Raw genomic sequence first — 22939 nt, forward strand, 5'->3', positions numbered from 1 at the left:
CGTAGACAAAAAGCATAAAAATCAACCACAAAAAAGCGGCCCTTAGGCCGCTTAATGTTCATTCAAACTGAATCAGAACTATTTAGTGTCAGGCTTAGGTGGATAATTTGCCATTACACTGCCCACTGCTTGATTGATGATCTGTACTCTTTCTTCTGGGGTATTTTTGTCGCGAATGGTATCGGCAACAGAACCACGCCAGATCAGTTTAGTGGTTTTATTATCAACCAAATCAATAATCAGGGTACCGACTTCATATTCTCTTACTGTGGTTTGGGTCTGCATATTGCCGCCCCAACCCCATCCTGGACCATAGTATGGGTTGTAGCCAAAATTACTATTGAAGGTATCAACATTAATCTTCTTATCAACTTTGGTCAGATAATTAACAAGTACATCAGCATCTTTTGCATCAACTAATGTCATCCCCTTACTCGCTAACTGGCTATTCACCGCTTCTCTGACCCGTTGATCCATCAAGCCATCTAGATGATATCCGGCAGAATCCGTTTTCTGAGCAACCCAAGCATAGGTTTTATATTGGGTAAAATTTGCGCTAGGGTCAAAATCCCAACCAGACTTCATCGAACTACAGGCACTGAGTGCCAACACAGCTAATGCTACAAAAATATTTTTCATCTTAATTTCCTCAGATGTTCGACCCGAACAAAGACAAGTATCAGAGATATGAATTTAGCTTACAGAGCAATAGCCAAATCTACAACTCAATTGATTAAAAAGCAGCATCTCATTCAGCTTGACTTCAGCAAAGCCAAAGATGATAATGATTATCAATTAAGATTTAAAGGGGTGTTGAAATGTACTGGTTTATTAGCGCGTTTATGGTTGCATCTGCCATTTTTTTCCTTGCACCAGAAAAAATTTCTCTCGAGGCGAATAACGCAAAAATTAAACGTCATTTGCCTACCAGTTTACTGATATTACCCCTCCTAGTGCTTGGCTGGTTGGTTATTGATACCATTGCTAATGGCACTAACTATGCCACAGTCGCCGCATTTGGTTTTGTTACAACAGCCTGCTTAATTGCATTACCTAAGTTACATAAATTTATTATGCCCAGTGCATTACTCACCGCTGTGGCGCTGATAGCCATGGTATTCATGCGAATGAATTAATCCTGAGCTTTAAGCTTACTTTTCAAAAATATGCTTACTTCCCTGCAAAGAGTTAGCATTTTGTATTGGCCACTTAAGGAGAATCCTCAAGTGGTCTTTTTTTACCTCCCAGAACCTCTGCAAATTTGATAAACTGAGTCGGTATAAGTCACCTTCTAATATCAATGAATGAAACCAATGAAAGCAGATCCTAATGTATCCTTAGTGTACAGCACCGACAAAGGCCGTATAAATGCAGAGCCCGCCACTAAAGCGATTCCGGAATCCGATGGCATAGTCAGGATCCATAGAGACAGTAAAGGCCGCAAAGGTAAAGGCGTTTCGATTATCTCTGGGTTAGGTCTCGATGAAGCAGCGTTAAAAGCAATGGCACAAACCCTTAAGAAACAATGTGGTTGTGGTGGTACGGTTAAAGATTTCACTATTGAAGTCCAAACGGACAACCGCGAGCAATTAAAGCTATTACTTGAGAAACAAAACTACAAAGTTAAATTAGCTGGCGGTTAATCTCGCCCGACTTAGCAATATAGCAGCAAGCTAGATCAACTTAGCCACATCAAACGGAGTAGTTTAATGGAGAGTTTGCAGAACCATTTCTTAATTGCGATGCCCTCACTACACGGTACGTTTTTTGAACGCTCAGTCATTTATATCTGTGAACATGATGCCAAAGGCGCCATGGGGCTGGTGATCAATAAACCGCTCGGTATCGAAGTTAATTCGCTATTAGAACAAATGGATTTGCCGGCAGAGCAAGTCTCCGCGGATTTAGTGCTCAATGCCGATGTCATGATGGGCGGCCCCGTCTCCCAAGATCGCGGCTTTGTGCTGCATACCTCTCAGCCCTATTGGGCCAATAGCACAGATCTGGGTTGTGGTTTAATGCTAACCACTTCACGTGATGTGTTAACCGCGATTGGAAGCAACAGATCGCCCGAGAAGTTTCTCGTCGCCTTAGGTTATGCAGGGTGGAGTAAAGATCAGCTCGAACAAGAGCTTGCCGATAATTCTTGGCTCACAATTCCAGCAACGAATGCGCTCTTGTTTGACATTAAACACGAAGACCGTTGGCCACAGGCCAGCCGTGCTCTCGGATTTGATGCTTGGCAAGTTTCAGCTCAAGCGGGTCACGCTTAAGCCTATTTATTAATATAAGTCCGCACACTATGAATTCGAAAACCGTATTAGGCTTTGATTTTGGCACTAAGAGCATTGGTGTGGCTATAGGCCAAGAGATCACAGCCAGCGCCACACCATTATTATCACTCAAGGCCGTCGATGGTATCCCAAATTGGGATCAGATAGGCGACTTAATCAAAGAGTGGCAACCCGACTTAGTCGTCGTTGGCCTGCCCTTAAACATGGATGGCACAGAGCAAGATATGACCCACAGGGCGCGTAAATTTGCTAATCGCATCAATGCAAAATTCAAAGTCAAAATAGCCACTCAAGATGAGCGATTAACCACTACCGATGCAAAGGCAAGATTATTCGAATTGGGCGGGTTTAAGGCGCTGACCAAAGGTCAAGTCGATGCGGTATCTGCAGTCCTTATCATCGAAAGCTACTTCGAAAATAACTTCAGCAAGTAATGCCACAATAAATAAAACCACAACAAAAATAAAAGGATAAGTTACCTTATCCTTTTATTTGATGTTTAACCCGATAAATTACCAGATCAAAAATGTGGCTTCACTAAGTTTGCCATCATAGTAATGTGCGCATCATCATCATTTAATGCAGCAATGTAGCGGAACTTCTCACCACCAGCCTCGGCAAAGAGATGACCATTCTCACCAACAATTTCTTCCAGCGTTTCTAAACAATCGGCGCTAAAAGCAGGGCAAACGATAGCAATATCACGCACACCTTGTTGCGGTAACGCTTTCAAAGTCGCATCGGTATAAGGTTGTAGCCATTTGGCTTTACCGAAACGCGATTGAAATGTCATCACAAACTCATCTTTACCTAACCCAAGCTTTTCGGTGACAAGTCGAGTCGTTTTCATACAGAAGCAGTAATACGGATCGCCTAAATGCAAATTACGCTCAGGCATACCATGGTATGACAACACCAATTTTTGCGGTTTACCATGGGCTTCAAAATCAGCCGTGATCGAATTGGCTAAAGCATTAATAAAGTCAGCATTGTCATGATAAGTATTAATAAAATGCAGTGCTGGAATATAGCGCCACTTGGACAACTCAGCCGCAATCGCATCAAAAGCAGAACCTGTAGTTGGCGCCGCATATTGGGGATACAGAGGTAACACCACGATTTTATCAATGCCATTTTGATGCATAGTTTGCAATGTACTGGCGACCGATGGACTGCCATAACGCATTGCTAAATGCACAGAAACATCATGGTTATCGGCTTTAAGCTTATTCGCTAACTTTGCCGTTTGACGCAAACTAATGTCCATTAACGGTGAACCTGCCGCAGTCCATACCTTTTGGTATAACGCTGCCGATTTTGCAGGCCGTACCCTCAAAATAATCCCATGTAAAATCAACATCCACAATAGCTTAGGGATTTCGACGACTCGGGGATCTGCTAAAAACTCTGCAAGATAACGTCTAACAGCAGATGCTGTGGGTTCATCTGGAGTACCTAAATTCAACAACAACACGCCTACTTTGCCGCGCTGCCCGTGTCCAACTTCTTTGGATAAGCCTGAAAATTTAGCCAAAACAGCCTCTTAATTAATAAATATTCGTAAGATTAAAGTACAGATTCTATCGCTTGCTTAAGCTCTTCACTATCTGGCTTCACTTTAGAATTGAACTGTTGCACAACCGCACCATCACCGCTGACGACATACTTATAAAAATTCCACTTAGGCGCACCAGTTTTTTCAGCTAAGTATTTGAAGACACTATTAGCGTCACTACCACGTACTGGCGATGTCGACAGCATAGTAAAGGTGACACCGTAATTGATGTAACACACCTTAGCCGTATCTTTCTCATCATTTTCTTCTTGGAAAAAATCATCCGATGGGAAACCAATGACCACTAAGCCTTTATCTTTGTAGTTTTCATGCAATGTTTCGAGCGCTTTAAACTGCGAGGTGTAACCACAGTTACTGGCCGTGTTAACAATCAACACTGGTTTTCCCTGAGTCAATTCACACAGATTAACTGTCTCTTCAGAATGTAATTTTCGTACTTCAAGGTTAAGATACTCGGGACAAGTGGCCGCCATAGCGCCAACACTCATCAAGCTCGCTGTCATAGCGAATATCATGGGTAATTTTTTCATTGCTTTCTCCTTTACCAGTACATTACGCAAACGCACTGGGTAAAGATCATATTGAATTAAAAAATAAAAGCTATGGATAATGGCAACATAGCGATGAAGTAGAACCGATTGAGCTGAACGAAAATCTAATACACAAACAAAAAGCAGCCCATAAAGAGCTGCCTAACCCAGAACCGGACTATCGCGTTAGTCCATGTCTAAGGTGACACCTTCCATAAAACCTGAGCCCGTGGATTCTTTATTCTGCAATTTAATCATCAAACGTAAATCGTTTGGTGAATCAGCATGGTGCAGCGCATCGGCGTAACTAATCTCGCCATCGACATAAAGTTTCAGCAAGGCCTGATCGAACGTCTGCATGCCCTGCTCGTTGGATTTTGCCATGGTTTCTTTGAGTAAATGCAGCTCGTTCTTCGCAATTAAACTCGCCACCCTTGGGGTATTAATCAATACTTCAATCGCGGCGCGACGCCCTGTGCCATCAACTTTAGGGATCAATTGCTGCGCCACAATACCGCGCAAATTTAATGATAAATCGAACAATAACTGTTGGTGTTTACTCTCAGGCACGAGATGCATAATCCGGTCTAACGCTTGGTTGGCGTTGTTGGCATGTAAGGTTGCCATACAAAGATGACCCGTTTCTGCAAATGACAGCGCAAACTCCATCGTCTCTTGGGTACGGATTTCACCAATCAAGATCACATCGGGAGCTTGGCGAAGGGAGCTTTTTAGCGCCGCATCAAAAGACTCAGTATCTATACCCACTTCACGCTGAGTGATTATGCTTTTTCTATGGTCATGAACGAATTCAACCGGGTCTTCAATAGTCAAAATATGCCCACGGGCATGACCATTGCGATAACCCACCAAGGCCGCCAAGGACGTTGACTTACCCGTTCCCGTTCCGCCTACCATAATGATGAGACCACGTTTACTCATCACCAGGTCTTTTAGAATAGGCGGCAATTTTAAATCATCGACATCAGGGATTTTAGTCTCAATACGGCGCATCACGCAGCCAGGCGATTCACGCTGCCAAAAAGCGCTCACCCGAAAACGACCTAAATCCTTTGCCGCAAAAGCGAAGTTACACTCACGAGTGGAATGAAACTCTTGCTTCTGAGCCTCGGTCATTAACGACTCAACAAAATCCAGTGATTGTGCTGGTGTAAACGCACTTTCTGCCAAGGGACGCAATTCACCGTCAATCTTGGCACTCGGCGGAAAACCCGCTGTGATGAACAAGTCGGAGGCTTTGCGTTCCACTATCACTTTTAAAAACGGACGAACATCCATCATAAATCCTTAAAATGTCGCTTGTTTATTCGAACTTTTCGCCATTGCATCTTCACGAGTGATAAGACCGCGATTGACTAAGTTCTGTAAACATTGCTCTAAGGTCTGCATTCCATGGGCCATACCTGTTTGAATTGCCGAATACATCTGCGCCACTTTGTCTTCACGAATTAAGTTGCGGATAGCGGGCGTGCCCATCATGATTTCATGGGCGGCGACACGGCCTCCTCCCACCTTTTTAATCAGAGTTTGTGAAATAACCGCTTGCAGCGATTCAGACAACATAGTGCGCACCATGTCTTTTTCACCGGCGGGGAATACGTCGACCACACGGTCAATCGTTTTCGCGGCAGAGGTGGTATGCAAGGTACCAAACACTAAGTGGCCTGTTTCAGCGGCAGTCATAGCCAAACGAATAGTCTCAAGGTCACGCATCTCACCGACTAAAATCACGTCTGGGTCTTCACGCAGTGCGCTTCTAAGCGCCGCATTAAAGCTGTGGGTATGGCGGTGAACTTCACGTTGGTTAATCAAACATTGCTTATTTTGATGAACGAATTCGATAGGATCTTCAATGGTTAAGATATGATCATGTCGATTTTCATTCACGTAATCCACCATGGCGGCAAGTGTGGTACTCTTACCCGACCCCGTAGGTCCAGTCACTAGCACCAATCCGCGAGGGAAACTGGCAATTTTTTTAAAAATTTCCGGCGCACCCAATTGCTCAAGTGACAAAATGTCACTTGGAATGGTACGAAACACAGCCGCTGCACCACGGGATTGATTGAATGCGTTAACACGAAAGCGTGCAAGATTAGGGACTTCGAACGAGAAATCGATTTCTAAATGTTCTTCGTAGTCCTTGCGCTGCTTATCATTCATTATGTCGTACACTAAGCTGTGTACACCTTGATGATCGAGCGCGGGCAGGTTAATTTTTCTCACTTCACCGTCAACACGGATCATGGGAGATATCCCTGCAGAAAGGTGTAGATCCGAGGCTTTGTGTTTTACACTAAATGCCAATAACTCAGTGATTTCCATCGTTTGGGATATCCTTGCAACTAGATAATTACATCATGACAACAATAGCAGACAGACTCGCAATCGCCCAGCGTAGGATCACACAAGCAGCGCAAAAATGTGCCCGCCACCCCAGCAATATTCGCTTACTTGCCGTCAGCAAGACTAAACCTATTGAAGACATTATAGCAGCCTACCAAGCGGGTCAGCGTTGCTTTGGCGAAAACTATGTCCAAGAAGGCGCTGAAAAAATTACTGCGCTCAAGGGGGATTTCCCGGACATAGAATGGCATTTTATCGGCCCACTCCAATCCAATAAAACCAGCATAGTCGCCCAGCATTTCGATTGGATGCATACCCTCTCACGCGACAAAATTGCCCTACGTCTCAATGAGCAACGTCCGGCCGAATTGGCGCCATTAAACGTCTGTATTCAAATTAATATCAGTGCTGAAGACACAAAATCTGGCATAGATGCGGCTCAAATGCTGCCACTGGCCGAACTGATAGCTCAGCTACCTAACTTAGCACTGAGGGGCCTAATGGCAATTCCAACGGCTACCGCGGATACAGAGTTACAGCTTAAAGAGTTTTCTATGTTAAACAATCTATTTCAAGAACTTAAATCGTATTATCCCGCTGTAGATACGCTTTCAATGGGGATGAGTAATGACCTAGATACAGCGATTAGCTGCGGTTCAACTATGGTGCGTATTGGCAGTGCCATTTTTGGTGAACGCAATTACGCTGCGTAAAATCCACTTTAGGCATTTAGTTAGAGGTCAGTTTAACCTTGTTTTTAGCACTTTATGCCCAAATACTGTATTTAAGAACACCGAACATTAACGATTTAAGAGCAATTAGCGAGAGTCGATAATCAGGCTCAGTCATTCAAATGACTAACCGTTTTATCATCTTAATTTAAGGTGAAGATGTTACAAGTTAACGGTTAACACACTGAAGAGAATCAAATGGATCAACAGAAAATCTGCTTTATCGGTGCCGGCAATATGACGCGCAGCATCATCAGTGGCTTAATCAATAGCGGCTATCCAGCTCAACTCATCCAAGCGACTAATCCCAGCCAAGGTAAACTCGATGCACTAAAAGACGATTTTGGGATTTTGGTTTCTCAGGATAATTTGGCAGCGGCGCAAGCTGCCGATGTCATAGTACTTTCAGTAAAACCACAATTGATGCAACAAGTTTGTGAAGCATTACAGACAGTCGAGCTGTCGAATAAGTTAGTCATCACTATCGCTGCGGGCATTAAAGCAAAGCGATATACCGACTATCTGGCACAAGACATCAAGCTTATCCGCGCCATGCCAAATACGCCGATGCAAATTAGTGTGGGTATGACTGGCCTCTATGCGCCTCAAAGCATTACTACCGATCAGAAAGCCATTTGCGATCGTTTGATGTCAAGCGGCGGCGAAATAGTGTGGGTAAATGAAGAGTCAGATTTAGATCAAGTGATTGCACTATCGGGCAGTTCACCGGCTTATTTCTTTTTGCTAATGGAGTCTATGATAGATGCAGGCAAAGAAATGGGAATGGATGAAACAAAAGCCAGAAGTTTAGTGCAGCAAGCTGCGCTTGGCGCTGCTATGATGGCAAAGCAAAACCCACAACTGACCTTAGGTAATTTAAGGGAGAATGTTACTTCAAAGGGCGGCACCACCGCACAAGCGCTGGCGACATTTGAAGCTGCGGATATGCGCGGCTTAGTAAAAAAAGCCATGGAAAACTGTATTAATCGTGCAGAAGAAATGGCTAAAACATTTTGATCCACTAACACGTTTTTATATCGAACTTTAATAGGTAGAAATCTCGATGAATGCATTTACCTTTTTAATCACCACTCTATTCGATCTCTATTTGATGGTGGTGATTTTGCGGATTTGGTTACAACTGGCAAGGGCTGATTTTTACAATCCTTTTAGCCAATTTATTGTTAAAGCAACTCACCCGCTCATCGCACCAATGCGCCGTATTTTGCCTTCCTTAGGGCGATTTGATACCGCATCTTTCGTCCTCGCATTATTGGTTGTGATAGCCAAGCTGCTATTAATTAGCCTCATTGCGGGCGGTGGCATAGACATACTGTTATTTTTGCTGTTTGCCGTTGTATCTGTGGTCAAAAAAGCAGGGGTACTGCTATTTTGGATGCTATTAATACGCGCAATCTTAAGCTGGTTTAACCAAGGCTATAATCCAATTGTAATGATTATGGGTCAGTTAACTGAACCCCTATTAGCACCAATACGTCGTATCATACCGCCAATTGGTGGTTTAGATTTATCCGTAATGCTGGTCATTATTGGTATGAATTTCCTCAATATGTTACTTGCTCAATATATCCCTTATTGGGCAGTGATCTAATGAGTGCAGTGACTTTGCAGCAGGGTGACTTGCTGCTTAATCTCTACATTCAGCCTAAGGCCAGCCGAGATCAAATTGTAGGATTGCACGGTGATGAGCTAAAAGTAGCCATCACTGCGCCCCCGATAGATGGCAAAGCGAATGCCCATTTAAGCAAGTACTTAGCAAAAGCTTTTAAAGTGCCAAAGAGTGATATTCACATATTAAAAGGTGAACTTGGCCGACATAAACAAATCCGCATTATTGACCCTAAGATCATCCCAAGTGTCATTACTGAACTGATGGGGCAAGATAGTGAAAGGTAATTCCGTTGAAAGGTCACTCAGTTAAAGAATCGTACAACTGAAAACGAATTAATCCTTTGAATGCTATTAATTTATTAGAAAAAATAGTCACAGCGGCCCTATAATCCAACATTCCCTAATATGAGGTATCCCATCATGTTCCGTAATCTTCTCGCTGTATTAGCCCTCACGGCCAGCCTTTGCGGTGTTGCAAATGCCGAGCAAAAAGAAACTGTCGGCAATTTTGATATTCATTACATGGCACTTGGCAGTACATTTTTAACGCCTAGCATAGCCAAATCCTATGGCATTAAGCGCAGTAACTACACTGGCATCATCAATATTGCCGTATTAGATATTAGCGAAGCGAATAAGCCCGCAGTACCCGTTGAAATTACTGGAGTTGCTAATAATTTGTTAGATGCGCGAATCAATCTAACGTTTAAAGAGATCCGCGAAGGTGATGCGATTTATTACATTGCCGAAGTGCCCTACCGCGATGATCAGGAAATCAACTTCAATATCGCAATTAAATATGGCAATCAACTGAACACGAACTTACAGTTCAAGCAAAAATTCTACGTTGAATAAACCTATTTTATACCTTTGTTGGCGTTGCTTTCCTGTAGCGCCAACCCCTTTCCCTGTCCTTTACTATTGAGCTTGGGTATCATAGTGCCAACGCACGTCGCCCCATTTATGATAGGTATTCCATGCAACAAATCGTCCTCGCCAGCGGTAATAAAGGCAAACTCGCCGAATTCGATCAAATGCTCGCAAGCTACGGTGTCACTGTACTGCCGCAGAGCCAGTTTAATGTCAGCGAAGTAGCAGAAACGGGTACCACTTTTGTAGAGAATGCCATTATCAAAGCAAGGCATGCCGCCGAAATCACCGGACTTGCGGCCATTGCCGATGATTCGGGTTTAGAAGTGGATTTACTCCAAGGCGCTCCAGGCATTTATTCAGCACGTTACGCGGGCGAAAATGCCAAAGATCAAGACAACGTATTGAAACTACTTGAGACGTTAAAAGACCAGCCAGCACCTCGCGGGGCAAGATTCCAATGCGTACTGGTATATATGCGCCATGCGAAAGACCCTACCCCGATTATTTGTCAAGCCTCATGGGAAGGCCAAATCGACTTTAGCCAACGCGGCGCTAATGGCCATGGTTACGATCCGATTTTTATCCCTGAAAATTATCAATGTAGCGCGGCAGAGCTGAGCAGCAACGAGAAAAATGCCTTAAGTCATCGTGGTAAAGCTCTAGTGCAACTCATCGCTGCCATGCAAGCCCAAGGCGTATTAACAGGCGGGAATGCACAATAATGTCGTCAACTGCCGTGACTACTACGATGAAGCTCGAACTGCCACCACTCAGTCTGTATATCCATATTCCCTGGTGCGTACAAAAGTGTCCCTATTGTGACTTTAATTCCCATGGCCAAAATGGCGAACTGCCACAAGAGGCTTATGTTGATGTGCTATTGGAAGACTTACGCCAAGATTTACATCTCGTCCAAGGGCGACAGATCCATACCATCTTTATCGGTGGCGGCACGCCATCATTATTCGATGCTAAACAAATCAAACGCATACTCGATAGTGCCAATGCGCTAATTCCCTTTAGTGACAATATCGAAATCACTATGGAAGCCAATCCTGGTACTTTAGAGCACGATGACTTTAGTGCCTATCGTGCAGCGGGCGTCACTCGTTTATCTATCGGGGTGCAGAGCTTTTCTAAGGATAAACTCAACTTACTCGGACGTATTCACGATCAAAACGAGGCACAAGTCGCCGCTCAAAAAGCCAGCCAAGCGGGATACTTGAGTTTTAACCTCGATTTAATGCATGGATTACCCAACCAAAGTTTTGCTGAAGCTATGGCCGATATCGACACGGCAGCGGCGCTTAACCCGCCACACCTATCTTGGTATCAGTTAACAATTGAGCCCAACACCCTATTCCACTCAAAACCGCCGCAGCTGCCCGATGACGAAGCGCTCTGGCATATCTATGAGCAAGGTCAACAAAAGCTGGCCGCATTAGGGTATGAGCAATACGAAATATCTGCCTACGCAAAACCTGGTTACCAATGTAGGCACAATCTCAACTACTGGCAGTTTGGTGATTATCTAGGCATAGGCTGTGGCGCCCACGGCAAAGTGACGTTGCCAGAAGAAAACCGCATCATACGCACGGTAAAAATTAAACATCCCAAGGGATATCTGAGTGCACACAACTACACCTTCGAATCGATTGAAGTTGCAGAGGAAGACCGCGCGCTCGAATATTTAATGAATCGCCTGCGTCTGATGACACCTATTCCTAAGCAAGAATTTGAACTGCGCACAGGACAACACAGAGACACATTGACCGAAGGAATGGAAAAAGCCAAACAACGCGGTTTACTCACAGAATCCGCTGAACATTGGCAATTAACCAGTAAAGGTCATATGTTTGTTAATGATTTACTGACACAATTCTGCTAAGCCTGCCGTTAAAATAGCTCTATAAATAATGTGTTAGCTTTCAATAGTGCAGTTTAATACTATTACTGCTAACACATTTTCTAACACTAATATCCATACATTCTTGTTCCGCTTCTTTAGTATTGATGCAAATCAATCTAGGAAGCCTGATCATGCCAATAAAAACTAAAATCAGCTTAGTCGCACTGACCCTTTCAGCTCTGCTGACCATTCCCGCGTATGCAGCATCAACTGCGCCAGCCTTACACAGTGCAAGCGAACCTGTGAATGCAGTAGCGCAAACCGAATCAGAAAAAGCCAATGCCCTGTTCGAAACCATCTTCATGGAAAACATTATGGCAAGTCCCATTTCGCAGACCTATATGGGGATCAAGCAAGACTATGATAAATGGGATGAACTAGGTGATGCCGCCGATGATAAAACCCTAGATCGCACAAAAAAACAAGTGGCGCGGGTCAATCAGATTGATGCGACCAAACTCGATCCACAAACTCATCTTAGCCTCACGTTACTGAAGCAAAATCTGCAAAATGACATCGAAGATGACCAATGGCGCTATCATAATTACCCTGTGAATCAGATGTATGGTGGCCACTCTATGATCGCCTCCTTCTTAATTAACCAACATCAAATCACAGATGTCAGCGATGCCAAGGCCTATATCAGTCGCTTGAATGGCGTTCCCAAACGCTTAAGTCAATTACAGACAGTATTAGCCGTTCGCGCAGATAAAGGCATTATCGCGCCTAAGTTCGTATTCACTTATGTGATTTCAGACAGCCAAAACATCATCAAAGGTGCGCCTTTTGATAAAGGCGACGACAGCGCGTTACTCGCAGATTTTCGCCGTAAAGTTAACGCATTAGCGATTCAAGAAACGGAAAAGCAAGCACTGCTTCAACAGGCTGAGCAAGCACTCGTTACTCAAGTCGAGCCCGCCTATAACAAACTCATCAGTTACGTAAAAACCTTAGCTGCCAAAGCTGATGACCGCGATGGTGCGTGGAAACTCCCTAACGGAGCCGCCTATTACAATAATGCCTTGGCACGAACGACCACGACAAACATGAGCGCCGATCAAATCCATGACTTAGGCCTTTCTGAGGTGGAACGTATTCACAATGAAATGCGTGCCATCATGAAGAAAGTCAATTTTAAAGGCGATTTGCAGCAATTCTTTAGCTTTATGCGTGACGATCCCCAGTTCTACTACCCCAATACCGCCGAAGGCAAAGCCGCCTATTTAGCTGAGGCGACTAAGTTCATCGACAATATGAAGTCGCGCTTGGATGAAGTGTTCAAAGTAAAACCTAAGGCCGCCATGGTAGTGAAGCAGGTTGAAGCCTTTAGGGAAAAATCTGCTGGTAAAGCCTTCTATGAACAACCGGCACCGGATGGTTCGCGTCCAGGTAGCTACTATGCAAACCTATATGACATGAAAGCCATGCCAAAATACCAAATGGAGGCGCTGGCCTACCACGAAGGTATTCCGGGTCACCATATGCAGATAGCCATTTCCCAAGAACTGCAAAATATTCCTAAGTTCCGTAAGTTTGGGGGCTATACCGCGTATATTGAGGGCTGGGGTTTATATAGCGAATCTTTCCCAAAAGAAATGGGACTCTACGCCGATCCCTATTCTGACTTTGGTCGCCTAGCAATGGAACTGTGGCGTGCATGTCGCTTAGTCGTTGATACTGGTATCCACGCTAAAAAGTGGACCCGCGAGCAAGGCATAACCTATTACGTGGACAATACGCCAAATGCTAAATCAGATGCGGTGAAAATGGTTGAACGCCATATCGTTATGCCATCGCAAGCGACAGCCTATAAAGTGGGCATGATTAAGCTGCTGGAACTCAGACATAAAGCAGAGCAACAGCTTGGCAGTCAATTTGATATCCGCGACTTCCATACGCTAGTACTTGCTAATGGCGCATTGCTACTAGATGTGTTAGAGCAACAAGTCGATCTCTGGATAGCCAGTAAGAAGCAGGCCTAATGCCTTAATGCTGAACCGTGAAGCACTGTTAACTTGCTTCACGACTAAAGCGACATAAGTGAAAGTCCTAAGCTGCAGCCAATAAAAAAGCCACTCGAAAGTGGCTTTTTTATTGGTGCCATTATCCCGTTAGATAACAGAACCCTTCTCACTGTGGGTCACTATATTTGTTGCATTAATATATGCTTTAGCACTCGCCTTCACATCATTTAACACACAGTTGCGACTTTAGGGTACAGGGAGACAAAACTTGTGCTCAAGGCTGCAAACCATCAATAAAAAATTACCTCAGCGGTAAAGCTGAGGTAAACCAAAAACTAGGATGATGGTTTAAAGAGCCAACATTGTTTTAGTTCTCAAACTTCTGTTGGCTGTGATCCAAAACTGCATTAACGCCGACCTGTATACAAAAATTGAAAGGGGTCATTTCCAATAAACGTATAGGACTCAGATCATTCCGAATCAACTGTTACCATTGTATTCAATTAAGAACAGAGTTCAAGGATGTTATAAAAAAGTGCTTTAGGAACCCCTAAAAAACCATCAACAAATGTACTCACCAACTCAATCTAAAGTATTGATTTTAAATAACCATAAAAGTGCGCGCTCAATTTAAAACCACATAAGACTGCTTTTGAGAACAATGTTTCCTATTTTACTGACGTTTACTGAATAATTCGACATAGGGAGCATCCCAATACGGTGGCGTTCCTATGTGATCTTTGATGAATTCGATAAAAGAACTGACCTTAGGTGCTAAGTGCTTACGACGGGGATAAACCGCCTGCAATGGCAGATGGTGGGTCAATTGCCAATCCTTCAGTAAAGGCACTAATGTCCCTTTGGCAATTTCATCTTCCATCAGATAACTCGCAAGATACACAACCCCAAGACCACTGATTGCAGCAGATTTTAATGCTGGCGCGTTATCTACCCTGAAATTGCCCGATACGCCAATTTCACAGTAATCATCACCCTTCTTAAATTGCCACATGCTGTGCTCGTGCCACTCGCCTTGATAGACCAAACAATTGTGGTCAACTAACTGCTCAGGTCGAGTTGGCTCGCCATGTTGAGCAATATAGCCAGGAGAAGCAACTAACAGGAATTGGCACTTCATCAGAGGTCTAGCAACCATGCCAAGCGGTAATTGCTCCGACATAGTTAACAGTAAATCTAAGCCTTCACTCACTACATCTACTTTATGGTCCAGTAAACTCACTTGTAGCTCAAGCTCAGGATGTTTTGCCATAAAGGATGGCAGCGCAGGAATGATATGCATCACCCCAAAGGATTGGGAAATCCCCACCTTGAGCACACCGCGGGTCGCATCATTTAAGTTATGCACGCTGGCTATCGCTTGTTCAGCGTCACGCAGCAGTTCTTCACCTTGCAGATACAGCAAATGCCCTGCTTCAGTCAGACTTAAGCTACGGGTGGTACGTTGGATTAATTGAACACCAAGTCTATGTTCAAGATCGGCGACTTGTGTACTGACCTTAGACTTAGAGATCCCAAGCCTTCTTGCGGCGGCACTAAAACTACCTGCTCTGGCCACATGAGTAAAAATCGCAATAGGTTCTAACAGTTCTAACATGGAAGTCGCCTTAAGCTGTTTACGACAATGATATTAACTTTCGGTGAGCAGCTATGGTTAGCGTAATCATCGCTTAAAAATAACCATAGCATTGATATCTCGCATCAAAATGATATAACGCAGAGATTTAGACCGAAAAAGTCCACTAAAGTAGGGGGTTATATCTGACTGATATGCCAGCTTTTAATTATATTTTAAGAGTATACCAAATATTCGTCTCTAGACTGTAACATTCCGAACTAAATCGCTGCAAGCCTAGCCTATAAGCCACATCAACTTAGCCATAGAGGTTGTCGCCACGATTAAACAGTAGCCAATAAAAAAGCCCCTAGTCGATTAATTGACTAGGGGCGTAGCATTCAAGTTTGACTCATGCACAAGGAGATAGAAGTTATTGCAGTTAAAACTAAGGGCGATTCGCAAGAACTATTTGCAAGAACTATTCACGCAGTTCCTTGGTTGAGTTTTGTGTCAACACATAAGGTGCTAGTTCTGGCACTTCTTGGCGCAATTGATTTTCAAGCACTAACAGATGTTCAAATCGGTCGCACAAACGGTCAGCCTTAGCTTCTAATCCCTTAGATTGGCTCTCAACTTGTTGCTCAATATCTTGGCCTAAATTGTCCATTTTTTTGGAGAAGGTATCCATCTTGGCTTCAAAATTTTCACCGCCACCAGACATGATTTGGCCACCTAAGTTCATCATAATGGCGCCAATTGAATTCTGGACAATTTGTTCCATTTCCTGCTCGAATTCATCGTTAAATGTACTTTGCATCGAGTCTTCAGTCGCCCCTAAATAGAAGCTATCACCATTCTTATAAGCCACTGAATCAACCCGTTTTTGAACGCCAGCCATCATTTCATCAAATTTTGCACCAGCAGCATCACCCATTAAAGGTGTTAAGGCCATACCAACAGCTTTGGAAGCAAGAGATACTGCCTCATTCACCAGTTCAATCACTTCTGGCACTTGAGTCGAAACTTCATCGGCATATTGAGTAACCAATTTTTTCTGCTTGTCGGTTAAGTTAACTTGCTTACCTTCCACAAATAACTTGTCAACTTCGATACGATACTTTTCTGTGCCCTTCTCGCTCATGACCAATTTTTTAGGCTCGACCATAACGTCATAATTTAAGGAGACTTCACAGCGCTCATCTATTTTTGGCTCTGTTTGTGCTTGCGCCAGCTGTACGCTAGATGCTCCTAAAATCACGCCAGATAATGCAAATCCAGTTAATAACTTATTTAATTTCATTTTTGTTCGTCCTTTAATCTGAATAATTCGATAAACCTAAACTACTGAATAGCTTATAGCATGAGACGTGCCAATTTTATAACAATATGATTATGTTGAATTTTGAAAGTTAGCACTAAAAGGTCATTAGCGAAATTCGCTAACATTTAGTCTGATAGTGCTAATAAAAACGTGAGGTAAAGCTAGAAAATAGAACGGCCGAGACGCTGACTTAGATGCTCAAGCATCGCAGTGCCCGCAAGTGAGTTGCCATTATTATCGAGTTCTGGCGACCATACACAAATCGACAGTTCTCCAGGGATCACGGCAATAATACCGCCGCCGACGCCACTTTTACCTGGCATACCAACACGATAAGCAAACTCACCCGCACCATCGTATAAGCCCGAGGTTGCCAACAGAGCGTTAAGTTGTCGAGTTTGCACTTGAGAGATAAGCTCAGACCCTGTGATACTTTTGCCGCGATTAGCCAAATACAACATGGCCTTAGACAAGTCAGCACAATTCATCTTCAAGGCGCAATAATGAAAATAGGTACGCAGCACAGTATCAACATCGCCTTGAAAATTACCAAAGGACTTCATCAAATAAGCGATAGCCGCATTGCGCGCACTATGCTGATATTCTGAATCTGCTACTTGTTTATCGAAACACACTTTATCGTTTTGGCTTAGTTGCCTGACTAACTCAAGCATTCTGTGTTTAGGAGCACCTAAACGACTCTGCAATAAGTCAGCAATCACTAACGCGCCAGCATTGATAAAGGGATTACGCGGCTTGCCACGTTCTAACTCGACTTGTACTAAAGAGTTGAATGAATGGCCCGAAGGTTCTTTGCCAACACGGCTCCAGATTTCGGCTTCTTCATATAAAGTTAACGCTAAGGTTAAGCTGAAAACTTTGGAGATACTTTGAATCGAAAACGGCTCAAGGTAATCGCCCGCACCTAAAGTTTCACCGTCAACAGTCGTGACGGCAATACCTAATTTGCCAGCATCAACGCTGGCCAGTGCGGGGATATAATTTGCAACCCTTCCTTGGCCGAGCAAGGGTCGAACTTTCTCGACCACTTCCTCAAGTAATGCCAACTCGGGCATTAACCCCACCAAATGTCGTACAGTTCGCTAACTTCAACCTGAGATACTTTTTGGGTCGCCCAGAATGCCTTAACTGCAGCAATATCTTCTTCGGTACATTTACCAATCGTTTGGGTGGCGATAATGCCTTCCCATTCGATGTGGCCGCCGCCATGGAAACCTAATTTACGGGTTTCGATCACTTCATCGATGAATTTATCTACAGTTGCATCGATATCGGCTTCAGATACTGATGCATCAAAAGTCCAAGCCATATCGAAACCTAACTCTTGGAATTCATCAACGCGCATTTTCTTACGTAAACGACGGCTACGATTAGTTGCCATAGTGATTTTCCCTTTTGTGTTTAAAATTAGCTAAAATTGAGTTCGTGATTAAGCGATACGCTCAAACATCAGATCCCATACACCGTGACCCAGTCTATGGCCGCGGGCTTCAAACTTTGTCAATGGACGATGATCAGGACGCGGCACAACACTGCCGTCGGCCGACTGGTTTTGATAACCCGGAGCGGCTTGCATCACCTCTAACATATGCTCGCTGTACTCTTCCCAGTCAGTGGCCATATGGAACACACCGCCAATTTTTAGCTTGCGACGAATAAGTTCGGCAAATTCAGCTTGTACGATGCGGCGTTTATGGTGACGTTTTTTATGCCAAGGATCTGGGAAGAACAATTGCACTCGGGCTAATGAACCGTCAGCAATCGCATGTTCTAATACTTCCATGGCATCGTGATGATACACACGTAAATTAGTCACACCAGCAATGGCGGCATCACTGAGGCAAGAGCCTACACCCGGTTTATGTACTTCAATACCAATGAAATTTTGCTCTGGTGCATCTTTAGCCATTTGTACTAAAGAGGCGCCCATGCCAAAGCCAATTTCCAGCACAGTATCGGCTTCACGACCAAAAACGTCGCTCAGTACCAATGGCACTGGGCTGTAATCTAAACCCATTGTTGGCCACTGGCTTTCAATAGCGTGTGCTTGGCCTTTGGTTAGGCGACCTTCTCTCAGGACAAAGCTTCTGATCTTGCGCAGATACTTGCCTTCTTCATTAAATTCAGCGGTAGTGACTTCGCTCATTTTTGCCTCGTCTAGTGGACAACACCATCATAAAAGAAGGGCATTATCCAAAGTTCAACATACAGTGCAAGCACTAATGGGGCGAAAGTATACCAAGATTATTTAAGAGTGCGAATTTAGCAGCGATTTTTAGCTTTAGATCCCTTGCCAACTTATCTTTGACGCTTGTCTAAGAAGATAACTGCCGCTACACTGCGCCGATGAAATCTACAGCCTCCTTCGCTACACGTATCGTCTCTTGGTACGACAATCACGGTCGTAAAACCCTCCCTTGGCAGCAAGATAAAACCCCATATCGCGTATGGGTTTCTGAAATCATGCTGCAACAAACTCAGGTTGCGACTGTTATTCCCTATTATCTTAAATTTATGGCGCGTTTCCCCGATGTGTTAGCACTTGCTAACGCGCCAGACGATGAGGTATTACATCATTGGACCGGTCTTGGCTATTACGCTAGGGCGCGTAATTTGCATAAAGCAGCCAAAATAATCCGCGATGATTATCAGGGATTATTTCCCACACATTTTGAACAAGTGCTCGCCCTACCCGGCATCGGCCGCTCGACGGCAGGCGCAGTATTGTCATTGTCACTTGGGCAACATCACCCCATTCTCGATGGCAACGTAAAACGTGTATTAGCAAGACATGGGGCAATCGCAGGTTGGCCAGGGCAAAAGACGGTTGAAGAGCAACTTTGGCAACTGACGGATGCCTTCACACCGCAGCAAGATATTCAGAAATATAATCAAGCCATGATGGATATCGGCGCCAGTATTTGCACTCGTAGCAAACCTAACTGTGCCGCTTGCCCTGTAGCGATTGATTGCAAAGCTCAACTGATTGGCAGACAAACCGATTTCCCTGGCAAAAAGCCTAAAAAAACCATACCAACCAAAGCGGCGTGGATGTTAGTGATGATGCAAGACAACCAAGTCTTTCTAGCTAAACGTCCGCCAGCGGGAATTTGGGGCGGGCTCTGGTGTTTCCCTGAATTCGCTACCCAAGCCGCCCTTGAAACTCATCTTGAAGAGCAAGGGTTTGATGCGCAGCAACTCGAATGGTTAACTGGCTTTAGGCACACATTTAGCCACTTTCATTTAGATATTCAGCCCATGATGCTTAATCTAGATAAAGCCCTCGGCAATAAACAGAGCGTGGGCGCTGTCATGGAACAAAACCAGTCTCTCTGGTATAACATAAGTCATCCTTCCAAAGTGGGACTCGCCGCCGCCACCGAGCGCGTGCTAGCCAATTTGGGATCACTCGTTCAATCCGCAGTCAGTAAGGAATAATCATGGCGCGTACAGTCAATTGCGTATATTTAAATAAAGAAGCCGACGGCCTAGACTTTCAACTGTATCCAGGTGATTTAGGTAAGCGCATTTTTGATAACATCAGCAAAGAAGCTTGGGGCCTATGGCAAAAAAAGCAAACCATGCTGATCAACGAGAAAAAACTCAACATGATGAATGTTGATGATCGTAAATTTCTTGAAGAACAAATGACCTCTTTCCTATTTGAAGGTAAAGATGTTGAAATTGAAGGTTTTGTACCAGAAAAAGACCAAGATTAATTCTGGTCGTTAGTCGGCTCTCAGTATAAAGCTTACAAAAAAGCGCCTTTCGGCGCTTTTTGTTTATCTAATGGCAGAATAAAGAGTTACTTACGCACACCTTCAACCACTAGATCTAACTCAACATGGCTAGATGCTGGACCTAAATCCATCTTGATACCGAAATCTTTCATCGCAAAGGTGGTTGTGCCCGTAAAACCGGCACGGTAGCCACCCCAAGGATCCTGACCTTCACCCACAGCATGGGCCTTGATCGCTAATGGTTTAGTCACACCATTTAAAGTTAAGTTACCGTTAATCACTAAATCGCCATTTCCTTTATCTTCCACCGAAGTAGATGCAAAGGTCGCTTTAGCGAATTTGCCAGTATTAAGAAAATCTTCGCCGCGAATGTGTTTATCACGCTCAGCATGGTTTGAATCGACACTTAATGTATTCACAGTAACATTTACAGTCATCGCTGTTGGTTTAGCCGCATCGTAACTAAAATCACCGCTAAAATCATTAAAACGCCCCACCACATAGCTATAACCTAAATGGTTTACTTTAAAAGTAATAGAAGCATGAGCACCTTCTGTATCAATCACATAATCTGCAGCAGAAGCCGCCATAGGAACCAATAGAGATACACCAATCAGTGCGCTTAACAGTTGCTTTTTCATTGTATTATCCTCGTTTAAATTTAATCATTCTAAGTAGGGTGGTGTCTTTATCGATAAAGTGATGTTTTAATGCGCCCGCGGCGTGAATAACGACCAGCGCGATCAGGCTGTAAGCCGCATATTGGTGAATATCACCCGCGATATCAGCTTGGTTTTCAAACAAAAGTCCCAATCCTGGTAGTTCAAACCAATCAAACACCCAGATACCACGGCCATCTGCGGTTGAGATTAAAATGCCAGCAATCATGATGACAAAGAGCAAGATATAAATAATAAAATGCGCCAAATGTGCGGCCGTCTTTTCCCACGGTTTATGACTCGCCTCAGGTACAGGCTTGGGATTAACTAAGCGCCATACCAAACGAAATATTGTCGCAGCCAATAACAGAATCCCAATACTTTTATGTAGATGCGGCGCAGTCTTGTACCAAGTACTGTAGTAGGTTAACTCCACCATCCACACACCGACTGCAAATAACCCAATCACGACGAACGCACTCAACCAATGGATCACAATGGCGGTAATTCCATAAGCAAACTGACTATTTCGAAACATACTGCGACTCCGTACTCGCGTTTTCTTCATGCCATCCATGAAATAATATTCATTATCATAAGTCTAATTTTAAAAACTAAAATCAGTAAAAATCGCTCATATCTTTCTAAATTTTAGAAAGTAAGCAAAAAATAGGGTTTATGAGCACAAAGCTATAGTAAACATAAGCATCCCTCTGACTTAAAAACTACAGTCAACGAATGAAATTGAGCTGAATTCGCAAAATAAGAGATAAAAAACACTCAAGATGTGCATTAAACAGCCGAACGAGTGATTTATCAGGAAAAAGCACTTGCAGAGGTCAAACACCCTAGCTAATATAGCCGCACTTCGAACGATACGGCTTAGCCAACGTGTTCAAAGTAGTTAACTAACGCTTAGTTTAGTTGCCCGAATAGCTCAGTCGGTAGAGCAGAGGATTGAAAATCCTCGTGTCCCTGGTTCGATTCCGGGTTCGGGCACCATTATTCTGTAGTAAAAATTGCAGTAAAGATTTAAGCCGGCATAGCTCAGTTGGTAGAGCAACTGACTTGTAATCAGTAGGTCCCGAGTTCGACTCTTGGTGCCGGCACCATATAAAACAATGAAGCCACTCAATGAGTGGCTTTTTTGTATCTGAAATTTGAATAATAACTAACAAAGTCTGTGGTCAATCGCAACTGACTTACTCTTGACAATACCAATAAGTCCCGAGTTCGACTCTTGGCATCTGCACTATATAAAGCAATGAAGCCACTCGCTTACTCTTAGTTGCTCCGCTTAGTTACACCCCATAAATATCAGCCAGCCATCAATCAAAGCTCAACAATACCCACTGCGCCCCACAGCCCCTTGCTTGCAACAGATGAGCTTAAACCTTAATTTTTCCTCCAAAATAGAAGATAAATAAATGAGGAAGCTAGGATAAACAGCCAAAAGGAACACCTACTGGCGTTAAAGTGCTGAAACTTTCAGCGGTAAAATAAGGGTAAAACGAGAGAATCAAATAAATAAGCGCATTTTGTTTAATAGTTAATCAATCACTTAAAAAGGGCTTGCACAGCTAAAGCGAGCACTATATTATACGCGCACTTCGAACGAACATGGTCTTCGCGACTTAGTTCAAAGTAGTTAACTAACGCTTAGTTTAGTTGCCCGAATAGCTCAGTCGGTAGAGCAGAGGATTGAAAATCCTCGTGTCCCTGGTTCGATTCCGGGTTCGGGCACCA

Annotated in this window: 26 protein-coding genes and 3 tRNA genes; 17 read left to right on the forward strand and 12 right to left on the reverse strand. The window is 43.8% G+C overall.

Annotation, left to right across the window (positions count from 1 at the left end; translation table 11 throughout):
* Window positions 1-78: 78 nt before the first annotated feature.
* Window positions 79-639 (reverse strand): DUF4136 domain-containing protein, encoded by a 561-nt coding sequence (locus HGO26_RS08595; RefSeq protein ID WP_028761276.1) that lies wholly within the window; start codon window positions 637-639, stop codon window positions 79-81.
* A 179-nt stretch (window positions 640-818) separates the two neighbouring features.
* Here HGO26_RS08595 and HGO26_RS08600 point away from each other — a divergent pair, with 179 nt between their 5' ends.
* The 4 genes from HGO26_RS08600 (at window position 819) to ruvX (ending at window position 2728) form a co-directional block, all read left to right on the forward strand.
* Entirely contained in the window at window positions 819-1136 is a 318-nt protein-coding gene (locus HGO26_RS08600) for a hypothetical protein (protein ID WP_105253083.1), read from the forward strand.
* Between the two features lie 177 nt (window positions 1137-1313).
* On the forward strand, window positions 1314-1643 hold the full coding sequence (gene yciH / locus HGO26_RS08605; RefSeq protein WP_028761277.1) for a stress response translation initiation inhibitor YciH: 330 nt from the start codon (window positions 1314-1316) through the stop codon (window positions 1641-1643).
* A gap of 66 nt (window positions 1644-1709) precedes the next feature.
* On the forward strand, window positions 1710-2273 hold the full coding sequence (locus tag HGO26_RS08610; RefSeq protein WP_168824564.1) for a YqgE/AlgH family protein: 564 nt from the start codon (window positions 1710-1712) through the stop codon (window positions 2271-2273).
* Window positions 2274-2302: 29 nt separating this feature from the next.
* Window positions 2303-2728, forward strand: coding sequence for a Holliday junction resolvase RuvX (ruvX, locus tag HGO26_RS08615; protein ID WP_028761279.1), 426 nt, complete (start codon window positions 2303-2305; stop codon window positions 2726-2728).
* Window positions 2729-2814: 86 nt separating this feature from the next.
* Here ruvX and hemH read toward each other — a convergent pair whose 3' ends face one another.
* The 4 genes from hemH to HGO26_RS08635 form a co-directional block, all read right to left on the reverse strand.
* Entirely contained in the window at window positions 2815-3828 is a 1014-nt protein-coding gene (gene hemH, locus HGO26_RS08620; RefSeq protein WP_168824566.1) for a ferrochelatase, read from the reverse strand.
* 32 nt (window positions 3829-3860) lie between these two features.
* On the reverse strand, window positions 3861-4400 hold the full coding sequence (locus HGO26_RS08625; protein ID WP_168824568.1) for a glutathione peroxidase: 540 nt from the start codon (window positions 4398-4400) through the stop codon (window positions 3861-3863).
* 186 nt (window positions 4401-4586) lie between these two features.
* Complete coding sequence (locus HGO26_RS08630; RefSeq protein ID WP_028761282.1) at window positions 4587-5699, reverse strand: PilT/PilU family type 4a pilus ATPase; 1113 nt, start codon at window positions 5697-5699, stop codon at window positions 4587-4589.
* 9 nt (window positions 5700-5708) lie between these two features.
* Entirely contained in the window at window positions 5709-6746 is a 1038-nt protein-coding gene (locus HGO26_RS08635; RefSeq protein ID WP_006082517.1) for a type IV pilus twitching motility protein PilT, read from the reverse strand.
* A 35-nt stretch (window positions 6747-6781) separates the two neighbouring features.
* Between HGO26_RS08635 and HGO26_RS08640 the strand changes: the two genes are divergently transcribed.
* The 8 genes from HGO26_RS08640 (at window position 6782) to HGO26_RS08675 (ending at window position 13894) form a co-directional block, all read left to right on the forward strand.
* Entirely contained in the window at window positions 6782-7480 is a 699-nt protein-coding gene (locus tag HGO26_RS08640) for a YggS family pyridoxal phosphate-dependent enzyme (RefSeq protein ID WP_168824570.1), read from the forward strand.
* A 216-nt stretch (window positions 7481-7696) separates the two neighbouring features.
* Window positions 7697-8515 carry a pyrroline-5-carboxylate reductase gene (proC, locus tag HGO26_RS08645; RefSeq protein WP_168824572.1) on the forward strand — a complete coding sequence of 273 codons (819 nt, stop codon included), beginning with the start codon at window positions 7697-7699 and terminating at the stop codon, window positions 8513-8515.
* Window positions 8516-8561: 46 nt separating this feature from the next.
* Window positions 8562-9110: a YggT family protein gene (locus HGO26_RS08650; RefSeq protein ID WP_168824590.1), complete on the forward strand. Its 549-nt coding sequence runs from the start codon at window positions 8562-8564 to the stop codon at window positions 9108-9110.
* Window positions 9110-9415, forward strand: a complete 306-nt coding sequence (yggU, locus tag HGO26_RS08655; protein ID WP_168824592.1) for a DUF167 family protein YggU — start codon at window positions 9110-9112, stop codon at window positions 9413-9415. The genes HGO26_RS08650 and yggU overlap by 1 nt, the downstream gene beginning before the upstream one ends.
* 135 nt (window positions 9416-9550) lie before the next feature.
* Window positions 9551-9985, forward strand: coding sequence for a DUF4426 domain-containing protein (locus HGO26_RS08660; RefSeq protein WP_105251872.1), 435 nt, complete (start codon window positions 9551-9553; stop codon window positions 9983-9985).
* Between the two features lie 122 nt (window positions 9986-10107).
* Window positions 10108-10725: an RdgB/HAM1 family non-canonical purine NTP pyrophosphatase gene (gene rdgB / locus HGO26_RS08665; protein ID WP_131523655.1), complete on the forward strand. Its 618-nt coding sequence runs from the start codon at window positions 10108-10110 to the stop codon at window positions 10723-10725.
* A complete protein-coding gene (gene hemW, locus HGO26_RS08670; protein ID WP_168824594.1) occupies window positions 10725-11891 on the forward strand; it encodes a radical SAM family heme chaperone HemW in 1167 nt (388 codons plus the stop codon). Before rdgB ends, hemW begins: the two co-directional genes overlap by 1 nt.
* 152 nt (window positions 11892-12043) lie before the next feature.
* A complete protein-coding gene (locus HGO26_RS08675) occupies window positions 12044-13894 on the forward strand; it encodes a DUF885 domain-containing protein (protein ID WP_168824596.1) in 1851 nt (616 codons plus the stop codon).
* A gap of 655 nt (window positions 13895-14549) precedes the next feature.
* Here the strand turns inward: HGO26_RS08675 and HGO26_RS08680 are convergent.
* The 5 genes from HGO26_RS08680 to trmB all read right to left on the reverse strand — a co-directional run bounded on the left by HGO26_RS08680 (window position 14550) and on the right by trmB (window position 18940).
* Window positions 14550-15491 (reverse strand): LysR family transcriptional regulator, encoded by a 942-nt coding sequence (locus HGO26_RS08680; protein WP_006082526.1) that lies wholly within the window; start codon window positions 15489-15491, stop codon window positions 14550-14552.
* Between the two features lie 439 nt (window positions 15492-15930).
* A complete protein-coding gene (locus HGO26_RS08685) occupies window positions 15931-16752 on the reverse strand; it encodes a YggN family protein (RefSeq protein WP_168824598.1) in 822 nt (273 codons plus the stop codon).
* A 182-nt stretch (window positions 16753-16934) separates the two neighbouring features.
* Window positions 16935-17849 carry a glutaminase B gene (gene glsB / locus HGO26_RS08690; RefSeq protein WP_168824600.1) on the reverse strand — a complete coding sequence of 305 codons (915 nt, stop codon included), beginning with the start codon at window positions 17847-17849 and terminating at the stop codon, window positions 16935-16937.
* Window positions 17849-18175, reverse strand: a complete 327-nt coding sequence (locus tag HGO26_RS08695; protein WP_028761293.1) for a YggL family protein — start codon at window positions 18173-18175, stop codon at window positions 17849-17851. The genes glsB and HGO26_RS08695 overlap by 1 nt, the downstream gene beginning before the upstream one ends.
* A 48-nt stretch (window positions 18176-18223) precedes the next feature.
* Window positions 18224-18940, reverse strand: coding sequence for a tRNA (guanosine(46)-N7)-methyltransferase TrmB (gene trmB, locus HGO26_RS08700; RefSeq protein ID WP_105251866.1), 717 nt, complete (start codon window positions 18938-18940; stop codon window positions 18224-18226).
* Between the two features lie 200 nt (window positions 18941-19140).
* Between trmB and mutY the strand changes: the two genes are divergently transcribed.
* Window positions 19141-20232 (forward strand): A/G-specific adenine glycosylase, encoded by a 1092-nt coding sequence (gene mutY / locus HGO26_RS08705; protein WP_168824602.1) that lies wholly within the window; start codon window positions 19141-19143, stop codon window positions 20230-20232.
* Between the two features lie 2 nt (window positions 20233-20234).
* Window positions 20235-20513, forward strand: coding sequence for an oxidative damage protection protein (locus HGO26_RS08710; protein WP_011788659.1), 279 nt, complete (start codon window positions 20235-20237; stop codon window positions 20511-20513).
* An 86-nt stretch (window positions 20514-20599) separates the two neighbouring features.
* On the opposite strand, the gene HGO26_RS08715 is transcribed toward HGO26_RS08710, so the two are convergent.
* On the reverse strand, window positions 20600-21175 hold the full coding sequence (locus HGO26_RS08715) for a YceI family protein (protein ID WP_011788658.1): 576 nt from the start codon (window positions 21173-21175) through the stop codon (window positions 20600-20602).
* A 4-nt stretch (window positions 21176-21179) separates the two neighbouring features.
* Window positions 21180-21731, reverse strand: a complete 552-nt coding sequence (locus HGO26_RS08720) for a cytochrome b (protein WP_168824604.1) — start codon at window positions 21729-21731, stop codon at window positions 21180-21182.
* Between the two features lie 388 nt (window positions 21732-22119).
* Between HGO26_RS08720 and HGO26_RS08725 the strand changes: the two genes are divergently transcribed.
* The 3 genes from HGO26_RS08725 to HGO26_RS08735 all read left to right on the forward strand — a co-directional run bounded on the left by HGO26_RS08725 (window position 22120) and on the right by HGO26_RS08735 (window position 22939).
* Window positions 22120-22195 (forward strand) — tRNA-Phe (locus HGO26_RS08725).
* A gap of 34 nt (window positions 22196-22229) precedes the next feature.
* Window positions 22230-22305 (forward strand) — tRNA-Thr (locus HGO26_RS08730).
* 558 nt (window positions 22306-22863) lie between these two features.
* Window positions 22864-22939: transfer RNA gene (locus tag HGO26_RS08735), tRNA-Phe, on the forward strand.

The organism is Shewanella oncorhynchi, from assembly GCF_012584455.1.
GTDB classification, from domain to species: domain Bacteria; phylum Pseudomonadota; class Gammaproteobacteria; order Enterobacterales; family Shewanellaceae; genus Shewanella; species Shewanella oncorhynchi.